Origin of the sequence: Ensifer adhaerens (assembly GCF_013283195.1) — a bacterium.
Taxonomy (GTDB): Bacteria; Pseudomonadota; Alphaproteobacteria; order Rhizobiales; family Rhizobiaceae; genus Ensifer; species Ensifer adhaerens_G.
The window spans coordinates 1,068,241-1,084,009 of sequence record NZ_JABEKT010000002.1 but is presented as its reverse complement, the minus strand read 5'-3'; the positions used below and the strand labels follow the sequence as shown (position 1 = coordinate 1,084,009).

At 60.6% G+C, this 15,769-nt stretch carries 13 protein-coding genes and 1 pseudogene; 8 read left to right on the top strand and 6 right to left on the bottom strand.

Features of this window, described 5'->3' with window-relative positions; translation table 11 throughout:
* The first annotated feature begins 10 nt into the window (after nt 1–10).
* The 3 genes from LPJGGPFB_RS21340 (at nt 11) to LPJGGPFB_RS21330 (ending at nt 3,710) form a co-directional block, all read left to right on the top strand.
* Complete coding sequence (locus LPJGGPFB_RS21340; RefSeq protein WP_173421911.1) at nt 11–940, top strand: sugar ABC transporter substrate-binding protein; 930 nt, start codon at nt 11–13, stop codon at nt 938–940.
* A gap of 167 nt (nt 941–1,107) precedes the next feature.
* Complete coding sequence (locus LPJGGPFB_RS21335) at nt 1,108–2,649, top strand: sugar ABC transporter ATP-binding protein (protein ID WP_173421910.1); 1,542 nt, start codon at nt 1,108–1,110, stop codon at nt 2,647–2,649.
* 35 nt (nt 2,650–2,684) lie between these two features.
* The gene (locus tag LPJGGPFB_RS21330; RefSeq protein ID WP_173421909.1) at nt 2,685–3,710 is read left to right on the top strand and encodes an ABC transporter permease; all 1,026 of its coding nucleotides are present in this window, start codon (nt 2,685–2,687) and stop codon (nt 3,708–3,710) included.
* Nucleotides 3,711–4,277: 567 nt separating this feature from the next.
* Here the strand turns inward: LPJGGPFB_RS21330 and LPJGGPFB_RS21325 are convergent.
* Nucleotides 4,278–4,603: pseudogene (locus tag LPJGGPFB_RS21325) on the bottom strand (IS1096 element passenger TnpR family protein); the annotation flags it as partial.
* 400 nt (nt 4,604–5,003) lie between these two features.
* On the opposite strand from LPJGGPFB_RS21325, the gene LPJGGPFB_RS21320 reads away from it, so the two are divergent.
* A complete protein-coding gene (locus tag LPJGGPFB_RS21320) occupies nt 5,004–6,710 on the top strand; it encodes a GMC family oxidoreductase (protein WP_234902950.1) in 1,707 nt (568 codons plus the stop codon).
* A 266-nt stretch (nt 6,711–6,976) separates the two neighbouring features.
* On the opposite strand, the gene LPJGGPFB_RS21315 is transcribed toward LPJGGPFB_RS21320, so the two are convergent.
* Genes LPJGGPFB_RS21315 through LPJGGPFB_RS21305 form a run of 3 tightly spaced genes read right to left on the bottom strand, consistent with a single transcriptional unit; the run spans nt 6,977 to nt 9,906 of the window.
* Nucleotides 6,977–8,128, bottom strand: coding sequence for an NnrS family protein (locus LPJGGPFB_RS21315; RefSeq protein ID WP_210264532.1), 1,152 nt, complete (start codon nt 8,126–8,128; stop codon nt 6,977–6,979).
* On the bottom strand, nt 8,125–8,652 hold the full coding sequence (gene mog, locus LPJGGPFB_RS21310) for a molybdopterin adenylyltransferase (RefSeq protein ID WP_427858293.1): 528 nt from the start codon (nt 8,650–8,652) through the stop codon (nt 8,125–8,127). The genes LPJGGPFB_RS21315 and mog overlap by 4 nt, the downstream gene beginning before the upstream one ends.
* 60 nt (nt 8,653–8,712) lie before the next feature.
* A complete protein-coding gene (locus LPJGGPFB_RS21305; RefSeq protein WP_173421906.1) occupies nt 8,713–9,906 on the bottom strand; it encodes a cytochrome P450 in 1,194 nt (397 codons plus the stop codon).
* 677 nt (nt 9,907–10,583) lie between these two features.
* Here LPJGGPFB_RS21305 and LPJGGPFB_RS21300 point away from each other — a divergent pair.
* The 3 genes from LPJGGPFB_RS21300 to LPJGGPFB_RS33520 all read left to right on the top strand — a co-directional run bounded on the left by LPJGGPFB_RS21300 (nt 10,584) and on the right by LPJGGPFB_RS33520 (nt 12,399).
* Nucleotides 10,584–11,075, top strand: coding sequence for an Rrf2 family transcriptional regulator (locus LPJGGPFB_RS21300; RefSeq protein ID WP_173421905.1), 492 nt, complete (start codon nt 10,584–10,586; stop codon nt 11,073–11,075).
* 130 nt (nt 11,076–11,205) lie between these two features.
* Complete coding sequence (locus LPJGGPFB_RS21295) at nt 11,206–11,670, top strand: group III truncated hemoglobin (RefSeq protein WP_173421904.1); 465 nt, start codon at nt 11,206–11,208, stop codon at nt 11,668–11,670.
* A gap of 606 nt (nt 11,671–12,276) precedes the next feature.
* Entirely contained in the window at nt 12,277–12,399 is a 123-nt protein-coding gene (locus LPJGGPFB_RS33520; protein ID WP_268833711.1) for a hypothetical protein, read from the top strand.
* 71 nt (nt 12,400–12,470) lie between these two features.
* Here the strand turns inward: LPJGGPFB_RS33520 and LPJGGPFB_RS21290 are convergent, their stop codons facing one another.
* Together LPJGGPFB_RS21290 and LPJGGPFB_RS21285 are read right to left on the bottom strand one after the other, a co-directional pair.
* Nucleotides 12,471–13,850 carry a sensor histidine kinase gene (locus tag LPJGGPFB_RS21290; RefSeq protein ID WP_173421903.1) on the bottom strand — a complete coding sequence of 460 codons (1,380 nt, stop codon included), beginning with the start codon at nt 13,848–13,850 and terminating at the stop codon, nt 12,471–12,473.
* Entirely contained in the window at nt 13,847–14,524 is a 678-nt protein-coding gene (locus LPJGGPFB_RS21285) for a response regulator (protein ID WP_173421902.1), read from the bottom strand. The genes LPJGGPFB_RS21290 and LPJGGPFB_RS21285 overlap by 4 nt, the downstream gene beginning before the upstream one ends.
* Nucleotides 14,525–14,601: 77 nt before the next feature.
* Here LPJGGPFB_RS21285 and LPJGGPFB_RS21280 point away from each other — a divergent pair, with 77 nt between their 5' ends.
* Nucleotides 14,602–15,669, top strand: a complete 1,068-nt coding sequence (locus LPJGGPFB_RS21280; protein WP_173421901.1) for an ABC transporter substrate-binding protein — start codon at nt 14,602–14,604, stop codon at nt 15,667–15,669.
* Nucleotides 15,670–15,769 lie beyond the last annotated feature (100 nt).

Here is a 15,769-nt window from a genome sequence, read left to right as displayed (position 1 = left end):
GAGAAAGACAATGAAAAAGTTCCTGCTGGGTACAGCCATGGCTGTCATGATGTCGACGGCGGCGCATGCCGAAACCATCGGCGTCTCCATGGCGCAGTTCGACGACAACTTCCTGACGGTCCTGCGCAACGGCATGTCCGACTACGCAAAGACGCTCAGTGGCGTCGACCTGCAGATCGAAGACGCGCAGAACGACGTTTCGAAGCAGCAGAGCCAGATCCAGAACTTCATCGCTGCCGGCGTCACCGCCATCATCGTCAACCCTGTCGATACCGACGCAACTGCCGCCATGTCCAAGATTGCAGCGGACGCCGGCATCCCGCTCGTCTACGTCAACCGCGAGCCTGTCAACGTCGATACCCTGCCGGAAAAGCAGGCCTTCGTCGCCTCGAACGAACAGGAATCCGGCACGCTGCAGACCCAGGAAATCTGCAAGATGCTCGGTGGCAAGGGCAAGGCCGTCGTCATGATGGGCGAGCTCTCCAACCAGGCCGCCCGCATGCGCACCAAGGACATCCATGACGTGCTCGCGACCGAAGCATGCAAGGGCATCGAGATCGTCGAAGAGCAGACCGCCAACTGGTCGCGCACGCAGGGCTCTGACCTTGTGACCAACTGGCTTTCTGCCGGTCTGGAATTTGACGCGGTGATCTCCAACAACGACGAAATGGCGATCGGCGCGATCCAGGCACTGAAGGCGGCTGGCCGCTCGATGGACAGCGTCATCATCGGCGGCATCGATGCGACCCAGGACGCACTTGCTGCAATGGCCGCAGGCGACCTCGACGTGACCGTGTTCCAGAACGCGGCCGGTCAGGGCAAGGGCTCGGTTGATGCAGCCCTCAAGCTCGCCAAGGGCGAAGCCATCGAGAAGAAGGTCTACATCCCCTTCGAGCTCGTCACCAAGGACAACATGGCCAGCTATCAGGCCAAGAACTGATCCGTTTTGCATCGAGAGCTCGGGATATCCCCGCGCTCTCATTCAAAAACAGTCCCGCGGCAGCTGCGCTGATCCTGTAGACTAGCGCCTGCGGAGAGAATGCTGGTTGACCCACCAGCTGCGAGGACTTTTCCGCGAAAGCCGGAATTGACGGGGAGGCAATGACAATGACGCTCAGTCCGACAACGATGGCCGCCGTGCGCGCCAGCGGCGCCGTACCCAACGCCGAATACCTTCTCAATGTCGAAGGCATTCGCAAGGAATTCCCGGGCGTCGTGGCGCTCGACGACGTGTCCTTCCGCCTGAAGCGCGGCACCGTCCATGCGCTGATGGGCGAGAATGGCGCCGGCAAATCGACGCTGATGAAGATCCTCGCCGGGATCTATACGCCCGACAAGGGCGAGGTGCAGTTGAAGGGCGTCGACATCCGGCTGAAATCGCCGCTCGACGCACTCGAAAACGGCATCGCCATGATCCATCAGGAGCTGAACCTGATGCCGTTCATGACGGTCGCCGAGAACATCTGGATCCGGCGCGAGCCGAAGAACCGCTTCGGCTTCGTCGATCATGGCGAAATGCGCCGCATCACCGCCCGGCTGTTCGACCGCCTGAACATCAAGCTTGATCCCGAGATCGAGGTCCGCCACCTCTCGGTTGCCAACCGCCAGATGGTCGAGATCGCCAAGGCGGTCTCCTACGAATCCGACGTCCTGATCATGGACGAGCCGACCTCCGCCCTGACGGAGCGCGAGGTCGCGCACCTTTTCGAGATCATCCGCGACCTGCGCTCGCAGGGCATCGGCATCGTCTACATCACCCACAAGATGAACGAGCTGTTCGAGATCGCCGACGAATTCTCGGTGTTCCGTGACGGCAAGTACATCGGCACGCATGCCTCGAGCGACGTCACCCGCGACGACATCATCCGCATGATGGTCGGCCGCGAAATCACCCAGATGTTTCCGAAAGAGGACGTGCCGATCGGCGACGTCGTGCTTTCCGTCAAGAACCTGACGCTCAACGGTGTCTTCCGCGATGTCTCCTTCGACGTGCGCGCCGGTGAGATCCTCGGGATTGCCGGGCTCGTTGGCTCCGGCCGTTCGAACGTGGCCGAGACGCTCTTTGGCGTCACGCCTGCAAGTTCGGGCACCATTGCCATCGACGGCAAGACGGTGTCGATCGACACTCCCAATACCGCCATTCGCAACCGCATGGCGTTCCTGACGGAAGACCGCAAGGACACCGGCTGCCTGCTGATCCTTGACGTGCTTGAAAACATGCAGATCGCCGTGCTGCAGGACCGCTTCGTCAAGGGCGGCTTCGTAGCGGAGAAGGACATCACTGCCGCCTGCGAAGAGATGAGCCGCAAGCTTCGCGTTAAGACACCCAACCTGCAGGAGCGCATCGAGAACCTGTCTGGCGGTAATCAGCAGAAGGTGCTGATCGGTCGTTGGCTGCTCACCAACCCGCGCATCCTGATCCTCGACGAGCCGACGCGCGGCATTGATGTCGGCGCCAAGGCGGAAATCCACCGCCTCGTCACCGAACTCGCCCGCAACGGCGTCGCCGTCATCATGATTTCTTCGGAAATGCCGGAGGTGCTCGGCATGAGCGATCGCATCATGGTCATGCATGAAGGACGCGTCACAGGCATCCTCGACCGTGCCGAGGCAACCCAGATCAAGGTCATGGAACTCGCCGCCAGCTAAGCGCGAACCGAACGGACCACAGGGAGGAACGAACAATGGAAACCAATGTCGCCGCACAAGGCACCGGCTCGGCCCTTCCGGCTGCCAAGCGCCGGATGCCGCCCGAATTCAGCATCTTCCTGGTGCTGATCGGCATCGCGCTCGTCTACGAAGTCCTCGGCTGGATCTTCGTCGGGCAGAGCTTCCTGTTGAACCCGCAACGCCTGACGATCATGATCCTGCAGGTTGCCGTGATCGGCATCATCGCCGTCGGCGTGACCCAGGTGATCATCACCGGTGGCATCGATCTGTCCTCCGGCTCCGTCGTCGGCATGACCGCGATGTTCTCGGCCAGCGTGGCGCAGGCCTCCTCCTGGCCGCGTGCACTCTATCCTTCACTGACGGACCTTCCCGCCATCGTGCCGATCGGGCTCGGCATCGGCGTCGGCCTGCTGGCCGGCCTCATCAACGGCCAGTTGATCGCCAGAACGAAAATCCCGCCCTTCATCGCCACGCTTGGCATGATGGTTTCGGCGCGCGGCATCTCCAAGTGGTACACCAAGGGTCAGCCGGTATCAGGCCTCACCGAGCAGTTCAATTTCATCGGCACCGGTATCTGGCCCGTGGTCGTGTTCCTGGTCGTTGCCGTCATCTTCCACGTTGCCCTGCGCTATACCCGCTACGGCAAGTTCACCTATGCAATCGGCGCCAACGTTCAGGCGGCCCGCGTCTCGGGCATCAACGTCGAGGCGCATCTGATCAAGGTTTACGCCATTGCCGGCATGCTGGCAGGCCTTGCAGGTGTGGTCACCGCCGCCCGCGCTCAGACGGCGCAGGCCGGCATGGGCGTTATGTACGAACTCGACGCGATCGCTGCGACCGTCATCGGCGGCACGTCTCTGACCGGCGGCGTCGGCCGCATCACCGGCACTGTGATCGGCACGATCATCCTCGGCGTCATGACCTCCGGCTTCACCTTCCTCAGGGTCGACGCCTACTACCAGGAAATCGTCAAGGGCCTGATCATCGTCGCAGCCGTCGTCATCGACGTCTATCGACAGAAGAACCGCAAGAAAGCCTGACCCTCCGAAGAAGACCTCTCCTCCCAGTGAGCCACCTGGCCGGGATGATGAAAATCATCCCGGCATTTTTATCGGCGACGGTACTTTGGTCGGCAGCCAGCCACAAGCAAACCGAGCTATTGGAGCCTGACAGGAACCGGACCCTAATTCCGATTGCTATGCGCTCGCATCGTCATGAGCCACGCGTGTTGACCGCAATAGCGCTCGGACCTGTTTGAAGTTGGCTCACGGCGCCGCGAGCTCGTGTCCAGCCGAGTGGTGTTGTTCGGCGCGGGCACAGCCGCTCGCGAGCGCGCCCAATCGCGCTGGAGCGAGTGAGGGGCTGTGCGGGCGGCCCTCGATGTTTTCGACCGGCAACGGCTTGTTCAGGAAGCGACCCTCCCGGCACCCTGCAGCCCCGGCTTTGAACGAGGCGAGCAACCGAGCAACGTCGTCGACGCTCACTTGCGCAAACCCGTAGGAGGAGTAGCCGACGGTCCCAGCGACGGCGGCATTTAGGGGCAAACGAATTCCTCAACTACGGTTTGCAGGTTCGAAAACGCCTGTGGTGAAGCGACCGGCACAGGTCAGAATCGAGAGAGGGGGCTCGCTAGAACCGTGGGGTAAGTGAAGGTCGATCATCCTGACCCCGGTCGCCTCGAAAATCCTGCTGTCGAACAGACCGTCGTCATCGAACTCCGGGGGCTCAGTAGGTGAGCCGCCAAAATTGAACTGATGCAGATGGCTAGCGGTCCAGCCGAAGGCGGCCTCCAGGATCTCGTGAAGTTGGGCACGATTGAGAGTGATTGGCAGTTCGAGAGTCGGCTGATCTGGGGCTCGATACCGAGGATATGAACCTCGGCGCGTACAATGAAACTTTCCGGATCGAGGGGGTGAAGACTGCCGTAGGTCATGTCGCGTTTGGTTGTCTCGGGCAATGGATCCGGCAATCGATGTTGGCCAAATCTTTCTCACATACGAGTGCCGCCAGCAGTAACGCCGTGGTGCGTTGACCGATAAACCCGCGCGGCGTCGTGCTAATCGACGGGTTGATCCAGCGCAACGTTGCCTGTCGCCAGAGACTGTAAAGTTACAGGTGTTAGGGCTGGAGGGACGAATGGAGAAAGGCGTTCAGGTTAGCGGCGACCGCAGCGCCGGAAGTGCGCTCAAACCACATTTGGAAAGGCTTATCCTTGGCGTCATTCAGACTGGCGTAATCTGTGGCCGGTCCACCGATCCAATACTGACCATAGGGATCGTCGGCGCATATTTGAAGAATGTGTGCCTGAAATGAGAAGCTCGCGGCTTGCGGAGTTGGATGACAATTCCATCATTACGGCCGACATGGTTATCGTGGGGGCTGGCCCTACTGGACTGACAATCGCTGAACAGTGTTCGGGACCGGGCAGAAAGGTGCTGGTCGTAGAGAGCGGGGAAGAACTCGAGACCCCTGAGCATTCGGCGCTCAATGAAGTTGAAAACATCGGCGAGCTTCAAACCGAGGCACAGATCCGCAAGAGAACAGAATTTCATGGCTCGCAAGCCAGGTTCTGGTCACCTGAGGTGCAGCCTTTCGGCGTTCGGTGCAGGGCGTTTGGGGGGGCAACGCACGCGTGGGCCGGGAAATCGGCTCCGTTTGATGAACTCGACTTCATGGCGAGAAGCTGGGTGCCGCATTCCGGATGGCCGATAGATCACCGGCACATCACTCCCTATCTCCTGCGGGCGATGGATGTCTTGAACCTCAGCCCGAAGCAACCGCCGGGACGCTTCGACAAGGAAGGTCTGCATTCATTCTATTGGCAGTTTGCTCGTTCGCGCATCGATCGCCTTGACATCATGCGGTTCGGCCAAGAGGTCCTGGCTCGCCGCCCTGCCAATATGCATGTTCTTCTTGACGCGACGGTGAGATGCGTGGGCCTGAACGGCGAAGGATCCAAGTTTTCGCACATAGACGTTGTGAGCGTGAGTGGCAAATGCGCTCGCATCAACGCCACATTCTGTGTGCTTGCCTCCGGCGGAATTGAGAATGCCCGATTGTTGCTAGCGTCCAATGATGTCTGTTCAAAAGGCATAGGCAATCACTTCGATGTCGTCGGGCGATACCTGATGGATCACGTTGCAGCACGTGTTGGAAGATTCCAGACTGATCAAATTGCGGAGCTAACAAAGCTCTTCGGCTTCTACGGGCTCCACCATGAGAATCGTGCGCACATGTTCGCGCACGGCCTGGCTCTTACTCCGGAGGTGCAAGAGCGCGACCAGATCTTAAATGCCGCTGTCTTCTTCTCAACTGAACGTGCCCCTGACGATCCATGGGTTGCCTTGAAGAAGCTTTTGAACTCGCGCAGCTCGAATGTCGGACGGGATTTGCTCTCAGTTGTTTCCGGGTCCGGCTTCATTGCCAGAGGGATCGGCATGAAAATCCTATCGGACACCCGAACACCCAAGATCATCAAGGATCTCATCGTGAACGGCGCGATCCTGATTTCACCCAATCTCGTTGCCGAAGAGTTCCAGTCTCGTGGGCTGCCACACAAGTTGTCCGGCTTGAGAATGGAAGCGATCTGCGAACAGGCGCCGGATCCCTCAAGCAGGGTAACTCTCAGCGAGAGAACGGACCGTTTCGGCGTGCCACTGGCCAAGATCGACTGGCGCATTGGCGATCTCGAACGCAAGACATTGCTCAAAATTGCCGAGTTGTCGCACTCGGCCCTCGCTCGAGCCGAGCTGCCCACCCCAATTCTGGAATCCTGGACAAAAGACCGGCAACAAGATCTCGTCATCATCGACATGGCGCACACGCTTGGCACGACGCGCATGGCGGCCGACCCGAAGAAGGCGGTCGTCGACCCTGACTGCAGAGTTCACGGCGTGGACAACTTGTATGTTGCGGGCGGCTCGGTGTTTCCGACCAGCGGTCACGCCAATCCCACATTGATGATCCTTGCGCTCGCAATGCGACTGGCTGATCACTTGAATTTGAAGGTGGCGCGAAACTGCGCGTATCAAACGTCGTAACGTTCTCGCGCACAGCGACCTGGGAGGCGCGGATAACGTCCAGCCAAGGCAAAGGATATCTCGGGTGATCCATTTCGAAGACGCGCCTCTCATCGCTTTCCGCTCCGTGTGACGGCGCCGCCTCGCGCAAGACAGATTACTGCGCACGAAGATTGGCTGAATTCACGGGTGGTGTTGATCATGAGCAAAGTCACCGCTGCGCTTCATGAGAGCAGGCGGAGATCACGCGGCACGCCGGGCTTGGCGCCTGCGACAATGTCGGTGAACTAGGAGAATTCTTGGGGAGTATGCGGATGCTTCGTCCGGGGAGCCCGCTCAGCACTCAGAAGGGGAAAGGGTGCGGGCTTTAACAATGCCTTCATATGCACCGAAAAGACCAATATCCAGGCGGTCGACCAACCGAGCCCCGCCACGCTCAGCCAGATCGTCGCCGGTCCCGGCCATATGGCCAGACATCGCGCAACGGCGGCACAGAACACAAGCGCCAGCGCGCACCAGTGTCGTCGGCGGGGCACAAGCTCTGCGCCCGTCGAACGCCGCATCGTGACACGGGCGACAATCGCAAGGATCATCGGCCCCATGGTCGCCATGGTCAGGACATGCACCTGCACCATCTGCGACACCAGCCCGGACCTCGCAGCCAGGGTGGCGAGCAGTCCCGGAACAAGACCGGCATAGCCGAGGCACAGCATCCGGTTCGCTTGTCCAAGCCGGAATCCGTCGAGACAGCCGACAGCGACCCAGAAGATTGCAGCAAAAAGCGCGAAGGCTCCCATTTCCCCTTCGTGAAGAAGACCTACCCCCAAAAGCACTGTTCCCACCCAAAGCGGCGGCCTAGGCTGAGCACCAAGGCCACGCCGGCGGCGCGCCTCGGCGGCGAAAGCGCGCACAAGCCGTCCGCCCACAAGGAAGACGAGGGCCGCAATGGCCAGGGGGAAAACCCCTGCGAGATCCGACCGAGCAAAGAGCATAGATTCTGCCACGACTAGCGTCAGCGGAACCATTGCCAGGGGCACCTTATCCCATCGCCTTGCCCGCAATACGGGCCACAGAACCACAAAGCCGACCGGCAGCGACGACAGGTAGAGCGGCCAGAGATCTTCCGAAAAGACCAGGCATGCCAATCGTCCACCGAGGGCGAGCACAGCGACAGGAAGGACTGGCGCCGAAATTGGGCGTCCGGTCCACGCCAATTGGGCCGTCATGATGTAGCCGCAGATCGCCATTCCGCCAAAGCCGAACAAACCCAGCCTGACATGGGTCAGCCGCGCGTCGTTGAGCGGGAAGAGCCACAGCCATGGGAGCACGGCGGCCATGACCGCGGCAAGCGCAAAGAACGCACCTGCCGGATGGAAAATCAACAGTGAACGGCCTGCGCGAGCATTCGATGCCCTCTCGATGACGTCAGAGACGCTCAACTTGACGACGACCTCGGCCGAAAAGCCCTTACGCGGGCGGGATCGGTGTCCATCCAGCCCGCCCCGATCAGGTCGAGGCAGTAGGGTACTGCCGCAAAGACTGCATCAAGACTGAAGCGGATCGCACTCGGTTTCCCAGGCAGATTGATAATCAGCGTCTTGCCTCGCGTCCCGGCCAGCTGCCGGGAAAGAATCGCTGTCGGCGTCTGTTCGAGGCTGGCGCGCCGAAGCTGCTCGCCGAAGCCCGGTAATTCCCTGCTCACGACTGCGCGCATAGCCTCCGGCGTCTCGTCGCGCGGGGCAGGTCCCGTCCCGCCCGTCGTCAGGATCAGATCGGCATGCAGTTCATCGCATAGTGAAACAAGCGTGTCACACACCGGGGCAATCCCGTCGGGAATGATCCGCCTGACGACCTCGAACGGCGTCACGATCGTCTCCCGCAACCATTGTTCGACGGCAGGGCCGCTCAAGTCCTCGTACTCGCCGCGGCTGGCGCGATCCGAAATGGTAACGATGGCTATTATTACGTTCAACCTTAAGGAGCGCCGCGTTGCGTGGGTCCCTGCGCCTCGAAGGCGGGGACGTCACGCCGGCGCTAGAAAGAGCGAGGAAAATCCGCTTGCGGGGTAGATGGCGTGGACCGGATCGGCGCCGGGATGCAGTGCAAAAGGGCCGAGACCACTGAGCAATTCGTCGAGAACGACGTTCAACTGCATCCTCGCCAATTGCGCTCCCGGACAGACATGGATGCCCGCGCCATACAGCAGGTTGTGCGACTGGTCGCGTTCTGGACGGAACTGATCTGCCTCGGCAAAAATTTCGCCATCACGGTTGGCTGCTGCCCACATCACTGTTATGCGCTCTCCTGCACCGAGTGTTCTTTCCCCTACATTCACCTGCCTGGTGGCGACGCGCCGGTTGGAGATCAGCGGCCCGCGAAGCCGCAAGATCTCGTCGATCACCTGAGGGATCTGGTTCCGATCGCGGCGAAGCAGGGTCTGGGTATCAAGACGCCCGGCGAGGAAATGCAGGATTATGCCGACGCTGGCGGCAATGGTCCCAAGCTCACCCACCGTCCAGTTACGTAGGATGCTGACGATCTCAGAATGGTTGAGCCGTCGCCCCTCGACGGTCTGACGAAGCAGGCAGGTGGTTAGATCGTCGCTGGCGGCAGTGCCGGCGCGCTCGCGCAACTCCAGCTGCGAGCGAATATAGCCGTCGAATTCAAGGGCGACGGTCGCCATGGCGTCGGTATCGCGGGCGAGTGTCGCCGCGCGATTCCTGTAGATCCATCGCAGCAAGTGCGCATGCAGACTTTGGGACCAACCGAGAAAGCCGCACTGGATACGCACGGCGTACGGCTCAGCGAAATCCCGGATGACGTCGCATGACGGGTTTGTGCCGAGATAGTCCACAAGCTCGCGCGCAATTTGGCGAAAGACAGGCTCGAAAGCGTCGATGCGCTCCGGCGCGAAGTAGGGTTCAATCATCGCGCGATAGAGCGTGTGCTCCGGCGGGTCCATCCCGTTTGGGACCGATGGATGGCGCGAAACGACATTGCTGAAGGTCTCATGATCGCCAAGTACCTGCAGGACGTCCTGGTGACGGAAGAGAGACCATCCCAGATAGTCGCTGTGGGCGACCGGACATTCTTCGCGCATTTGGTCGTAGGCGCGGATCTGGTTTTGCTGGACCTGCGGGCTGCGCGGATCCCAATCGTGCGCAGGACCTGGGCTTGGCCGATCCGTTTGGTAGGGCTTCCGATTATCCGTCGCCATTTGTCGCGTCCATGTTGAGCTGGCGACAACCAACACACGAGACGGGCGCGAAACTCTTTGTCCTTACTCAAAGAAATCTGAGCCAGGCCTTTTGATCCGTAAGAAATCGACGCCCAGGGACGATCCCGTCAGCGCATAGTCGATATTTGAATCCGGGATACCGAACCGAACTCGGTTGCCTCCCGCTAAACGAAGACCATGATCGCGGTATAACCTATCGCAATCAATATGAGCCCAGCGATAAGCATCGGCATCAAGCTGCTGCCGCCCAGATCTCTTCCGCTCACGTGTTCGCCGGAGAACACCAAAGGTTTGCATGTTTCATTCGTGTCCATATTGCCCTCGCTTATTGTGGTAATTAATATACCACTTTACGAATTATGCGACATGACAAATTATCGCAGCACCCAACACCGCATCGAGGGAAATTCACCCGCTTTTTGGGCACACCTCGGATGGCCGGATTGTGTTGGGACGCGGCATGCTTGTATCGAGGCTCCACCGGTGTCCGGCTTGCCATACTGGCGATCCTAAACTTCGCGGGTCACCGCAGTTTAGGCTGCGCCCTGGCAGACACGAATTGAAGCTGCGACGCTAACGCACTTTCGGCCGCACAAGATTTTCGATAAAAGTGGCATTTGAAATGCAGCTTAATGAGCCTGCAGGGAGACGACTGAATGCGCATGACGCTTCACACGGACTACGCTTTGCGCATGCTGATCTACGTCGCCACACGACCCGACAAAATGTGTACCGTTAACGAAGTTGCCTCAGCTTTTGACCTTTCGCGCAATCACCTGCTCAAGGTGGCCCAGACGCTGCGAGATCTCGGCCTCGTGGAGACGACGCGCGGGCGCTCCGGCGGGATCCGCCTCGCCAAGTCGCCGGAAGAAATCGCAGTCGGCGCCCTGGTACGGGCAACAGAGGTGGAATTCTCGCTCGCCGAATGCATGCAGGCTGGAGGTCGCGCCTGCGCCATCTCGCCAGCCTGCAGGCTCAAGGGCATGCTTCACGAGGCGCTCGGCGCTTTCCTTGCGGTTCTCGACAAATACACGCTTGCCGACATTGTGCTGAACCGCGCCTCGCTCGGCCCGCTGCTCGGGATCGACACCGCGGCGGTACACCAAGCCAAGGAGGCCAAGGGAGAACAGGAATGCTATCGGAACTGACGGCTGCGGGCCCACTGGCCATGCTTTTGCCGGCCCTCGCCGCGTGCAGCATCGCGACCGAATTCCTCGGCCCCATGGTCGTCTTTCCCCCGCTCGGTCACGGCACCTTGCAAAACTAAAGGACAATCCGATGAAAGGCAGACCCGCCCCGGAACGCACCATTGTCATCGATGGCAAGCCCCTGCCGGAAGTGCTTGATGAAGCAATGGTCCACGCCGTCGTGCACGGCTTCTACGGCGAGGTCCGCAAGGACGACCTTCTCGGACCAATCTTCAATGGGCATATCGCGCCGAAGGACTGGCCGGCGCATCTGGCCACGATGTGCGACTTCTGGTCTGCAACGCTTTTGCGCACCGATCGCTACGCGGGCCGCCCGCTACCACCTCACCTTGCCATACCAGGACTCCAGGAGCAGCATTTCCGTCGCTGGCTAACGCACTTCCGCACCGCCGTTGAGCGAACCTGCCCAGCGGACGTGTCCGAACTCTTCCTGGACCGGGCATTGCGCATCGCCCATTCCTTCCGCCTCGCCATTGCTTTCAACCGCGGTGAAGATTCCATGGCAGTAACGCCGATCTGGAAAGAGGCACTATGAGGCTCAATCAGGTAGCAAAGACCACCGAAAGCGGCTTACACATCTGAATTGCAAACGGAATTTTTGGGTCGGGAACAGGTTCCCACGTTTCCGCTGGTCCGCGCAGCTCCGTGCTACCGGCTGATGTCCAACAGGTGGACGACATTCCGACCGCCAGGTGAGTTACCGCAGCCATACTTACCAGGTGCTTGCCAGGGCCCTGTCTCACCCGACGTCACGCTATCTGGGCGGGTACTGCAGCCCAAAAAGCCGCCGGATCTGATCTGAAAAGACTAAGTCGGCGCGATTCCCATCACTAACCGCATTCACCTTCAACAAGATGGTATTTGCCAGTCACGTCTTGCAGAATTAGCAAGCGATCCCTCACCTCGGCGAGGCGGGGCTTTCCTCTGCACTGTGGCCGTCGAACGCGCTTCCAACAGGCAAATACCCCGCCAAGCGCCGATCGGATCTTCCGGCCAAGTCCAAATTCGATCCGTCGCGCAAGTTACGCAGCGTCCAAACGAACATATGCTTGGCGCGCAAGGCTGCCACGACACTACTGCTCTGGCAATTGAACCCGCGACCGACTATATGTCCGCCATCCAAAACTATCGGAGATTTATCATGTTGTCGCAGCGTAAGCTTGCGAGCCAGTTCCAGCCGCGTTTCGTTCTTCAGCTTTGGAACGCGATGCTTCGGGTCCAGACCCGCGAAACAGCTTCCCTCTTCGGTCAGCGCAACCGCTAAAGCGCTATTCCAGTCCTTGTCCGGCCTAGCCTATCTTGGTGGCGCTGGATGAGGACTGATCGAGGCTTCGCTCATCCGGCCGGAAACAGGATGGCAACTTTAAGCCCACGCCCACCCGCTCCGTCGCCAAGGGACGTTTGTGCGCCATAAAGTGCTGCAATTTCTTCAACGATCGGCAGGCCGAGTCCCGTTCCCGGAGCCTCGCTGGCGCCGCGATGAAACCGTCTGAACACGCTTTCGCGCAGTTCCGGCCTGATGCCCGGCCCGTTGTCTTCGACTTCCAGAGATACGGAGCCGTCCTTTTCGCTGACGCGCGTCGTCACCTCGGCGCCGCGCCCGGCATAGAGCAGCGCGTTGCCGATCAGGTTCTTCAGCATCTCGCCGACCAGCAAGGGTTCGACACGGACGAAGGCTTCGCCCTCGCCGTCGAAGCCGAGATCGATGCCGGCGTCTCCAGCGGCCGGCACGTGCTCGGCGGTGATGCCGCGCGTCAACTCGACCAGGTCTATCCGTTCAAGCTTCCGCGCCTCATCCTTGCCGGCCGCATCGATCTTTGCCATCAGCAGCAGTTGCGCCAGAATGCGCTCGGCGTTCGCCACGGCCTCATCGGCCTTCTTCACCGCTATCTTTGTATCTTCGATCGACCCGGCGCGCAGCGCGAGCGCCAGCTGCGTGCGGATGATCGCGAGCGGCGTGCGCAGCTGATGGCTGGCATTGCCGGTGAAATTGCGCAGCGCATCGAGTGCCGACTGTAACCGCCCCATGAACGAGTTGACGGTATCGACCAGTCCCTGGACTTCGTTCGGCACCCGCTCGCCGATCGGATGCAGGTCGTCGGGGCTTCGCTCTGCGATCGCATCGCCCAGGCGGTAGAGCGGCCTCAGCGAGAAGGTAACGGCAATCCAGACGATGACCGCGGCACCGGCGATCATCAGACCGAGGCGCAGAGCGGAGCGAACGAGGATCGTCTGCGCCAGCTGCCGGCGAGCAATCGTCGTTTCGGCAACGGTCACGACGAAGGGCACCGAGTTGATGCCGGTCGAGGCCGAACGGCGAAGGGCCGCGATGCGGATTGGCTCGCCGCGGAAGGAGGCGTCGGCAAAGCTCGTCGAGCTACCCGGAACCTCGTCAAGGGAAGGAAGCGTCTGGTAACCGGTGATGAATTGCCCCGGCGGGCCATCGACACGGTAGAAGACGCGGTCCTGCGCAGCCGATGTCAGCATTTCCAACGCAACATAGGGAATGTCGACCTCGAGCGACCCATCCTCGGCGACGACCACCCGCTCGGCGATCGCCAGAGCCGAGCCGGCAAGAACACGGTCCGAGACGACGTTGGCTGTCGCGACAGCCTCGCGATAGGTATCCATCAATGCGATGACGCCGATGACTGCAGTGGAGATCAACAGCCAGCCGAGCAGCCTTCGGCGAAGGGAGTAGACCGCCGCCTTCATTCGGGGCCGGCCGTCTTGTCGAGATAGTAGCCGATACCGCGCGCCGTTCTGACCGTTAACCCATGGGCCGCAAGCCGCTTCCTCAGGCGGCTGACATATTGCTCGATCGCATTCGGGCTGAGGTCGTCGTCAAAACCGGTCAGCGACTGCATGATCGCCTCCTTGGCGACGACCTTGCCCGCCCGCATGAACAGGAGTTCGAGCAACCCCAGCTCACGGGCCGGGATCTCGATCGGCACGCCGCCGGAAGAAAAGCTGCGCGCATTGAGATCGAGCGACACATTGCCGTAGCTGACCGTCGACGCCCGCAAGCCCGCCTGCCTTCGAAGCAGCACGCGCACGCGCGCTTCAAACTCGCCGATATCGAACGGCTTGATCATGTAATCGTCGGCGCCAAGGTCGAGGCCCTTCACGCGCTCCTCCGGCGTGCCCCGTGCCGTCAGGATCAGGACGGCAGCGCTGTTCTGCCGGGCACGCATCGCCCTCAAGACATCGAGCCCGTCCATCTCGGGCAGGTTGAGGTCAAGGATCACAAGATCAAAAGTCTCGGCGGCGGCAACCGCGTGAGCCGATGCGCCATCGCTGACGACATCCACGGCATAGCCGCTACCGCGCAGGATGGCCGACAGGCCCTCGGCCAGGACCTGATTGTCTTCAACGAGCAATATGCGCAATTGTCTTTACTCCCCGCTCCACTCTATCCGCCGTCGGCTTGCTTGTGAACGGTGGCGCGCTGAGGCATTGTGGATTTATGCGGTACTTGATTTCTTTTCTCTTTTTCGCTCTCTGTCCCCGGCTGCTTCTGGCCGCACCGGTCATTTTCCCGGCACTTTCGGGCGCCTCGGATGCCCGGACGCTGGTCGTCTATTCCTCGCTCGACGAGCCTCTCGCCAAACCAATGATCCTCGGCTTTCAACAAGCCAATCCGGATGTTGCCGTGCGTTATGAGGATATGCTGACGGGTGAGATCTACGACCGTATCGTCAAGGAAACCGACGCGGGGCTGAAGACCGCGGACTTCGCCTTCTCGTCCGCAATGGATCTGCAAGTCAAGCTCAGCAACGACGGCTATGCCCAGCGCAGCGACATGCCGATGAGCGGTCGCTGGCCGGCCTGGGCCAATTGGCGCAACACGGCCTACGCGCTCACCTTCGAGCCGGCTGTCTTCGTCTACCACAAGCCGAGCTTTATCAGGGAAGCCCCGCCCTCCACCCGCGCCGAGTTCGTTGCCTACCTCAAGCGCCAGGGCGCCGATGTCTTCGGCCGGATCGGCACCTATGACATCGAACGCTCCGGCGTCGGCTTTCTCTTCATGTCGCGCGACCAGGAACAGTTCGACGATATCTGGGATGTCATCCAGGCCATGGGCGCTGCCGGCGTCAAACTCTATTCGACCAGCCAGGCCATTCTGGAGCGTGTCGCCGACGGACGATTCGTGCTCGGCTACAACATCCTCGGCTCCTACGCTGCCGATTGGGCAAAACGCCACCCGGACGTCGGCATCGTGTTGCCAAAGGACTACACAGTCGTGATGTCGCGGATCGGCCTCGTGCCGCAGGCGTCCGCCTCTCCCGACCTCGGTCGCCGATACCTGGAATTCTTCATGTCGAAGGAAGGCCAGACGATCATGGCGCGGCAATTGCAGATCCCAGCCGTCAGCCCCGATGTCGCCGGAGAAAACACCGCCAACACGATGCAGGAAATGCTTGGCGCGCAGTTGCGCCCCGTGCCCGTCAGCCCCGGGTTGATGGTCTATCTCGACCAGGTGAAGCGGTCCCGGTTGATCGCCCGCTGGAACGAGGTTCTGCGGCTCCATTAGCACCAGCGTTTTGCACTGGTGAAATCTGTTTCATTGCTCCCTCCGCCCTCGGGTCGCTCAAACATCCCTGATGACGATGGACGGTCGTGCGTTGGCATGC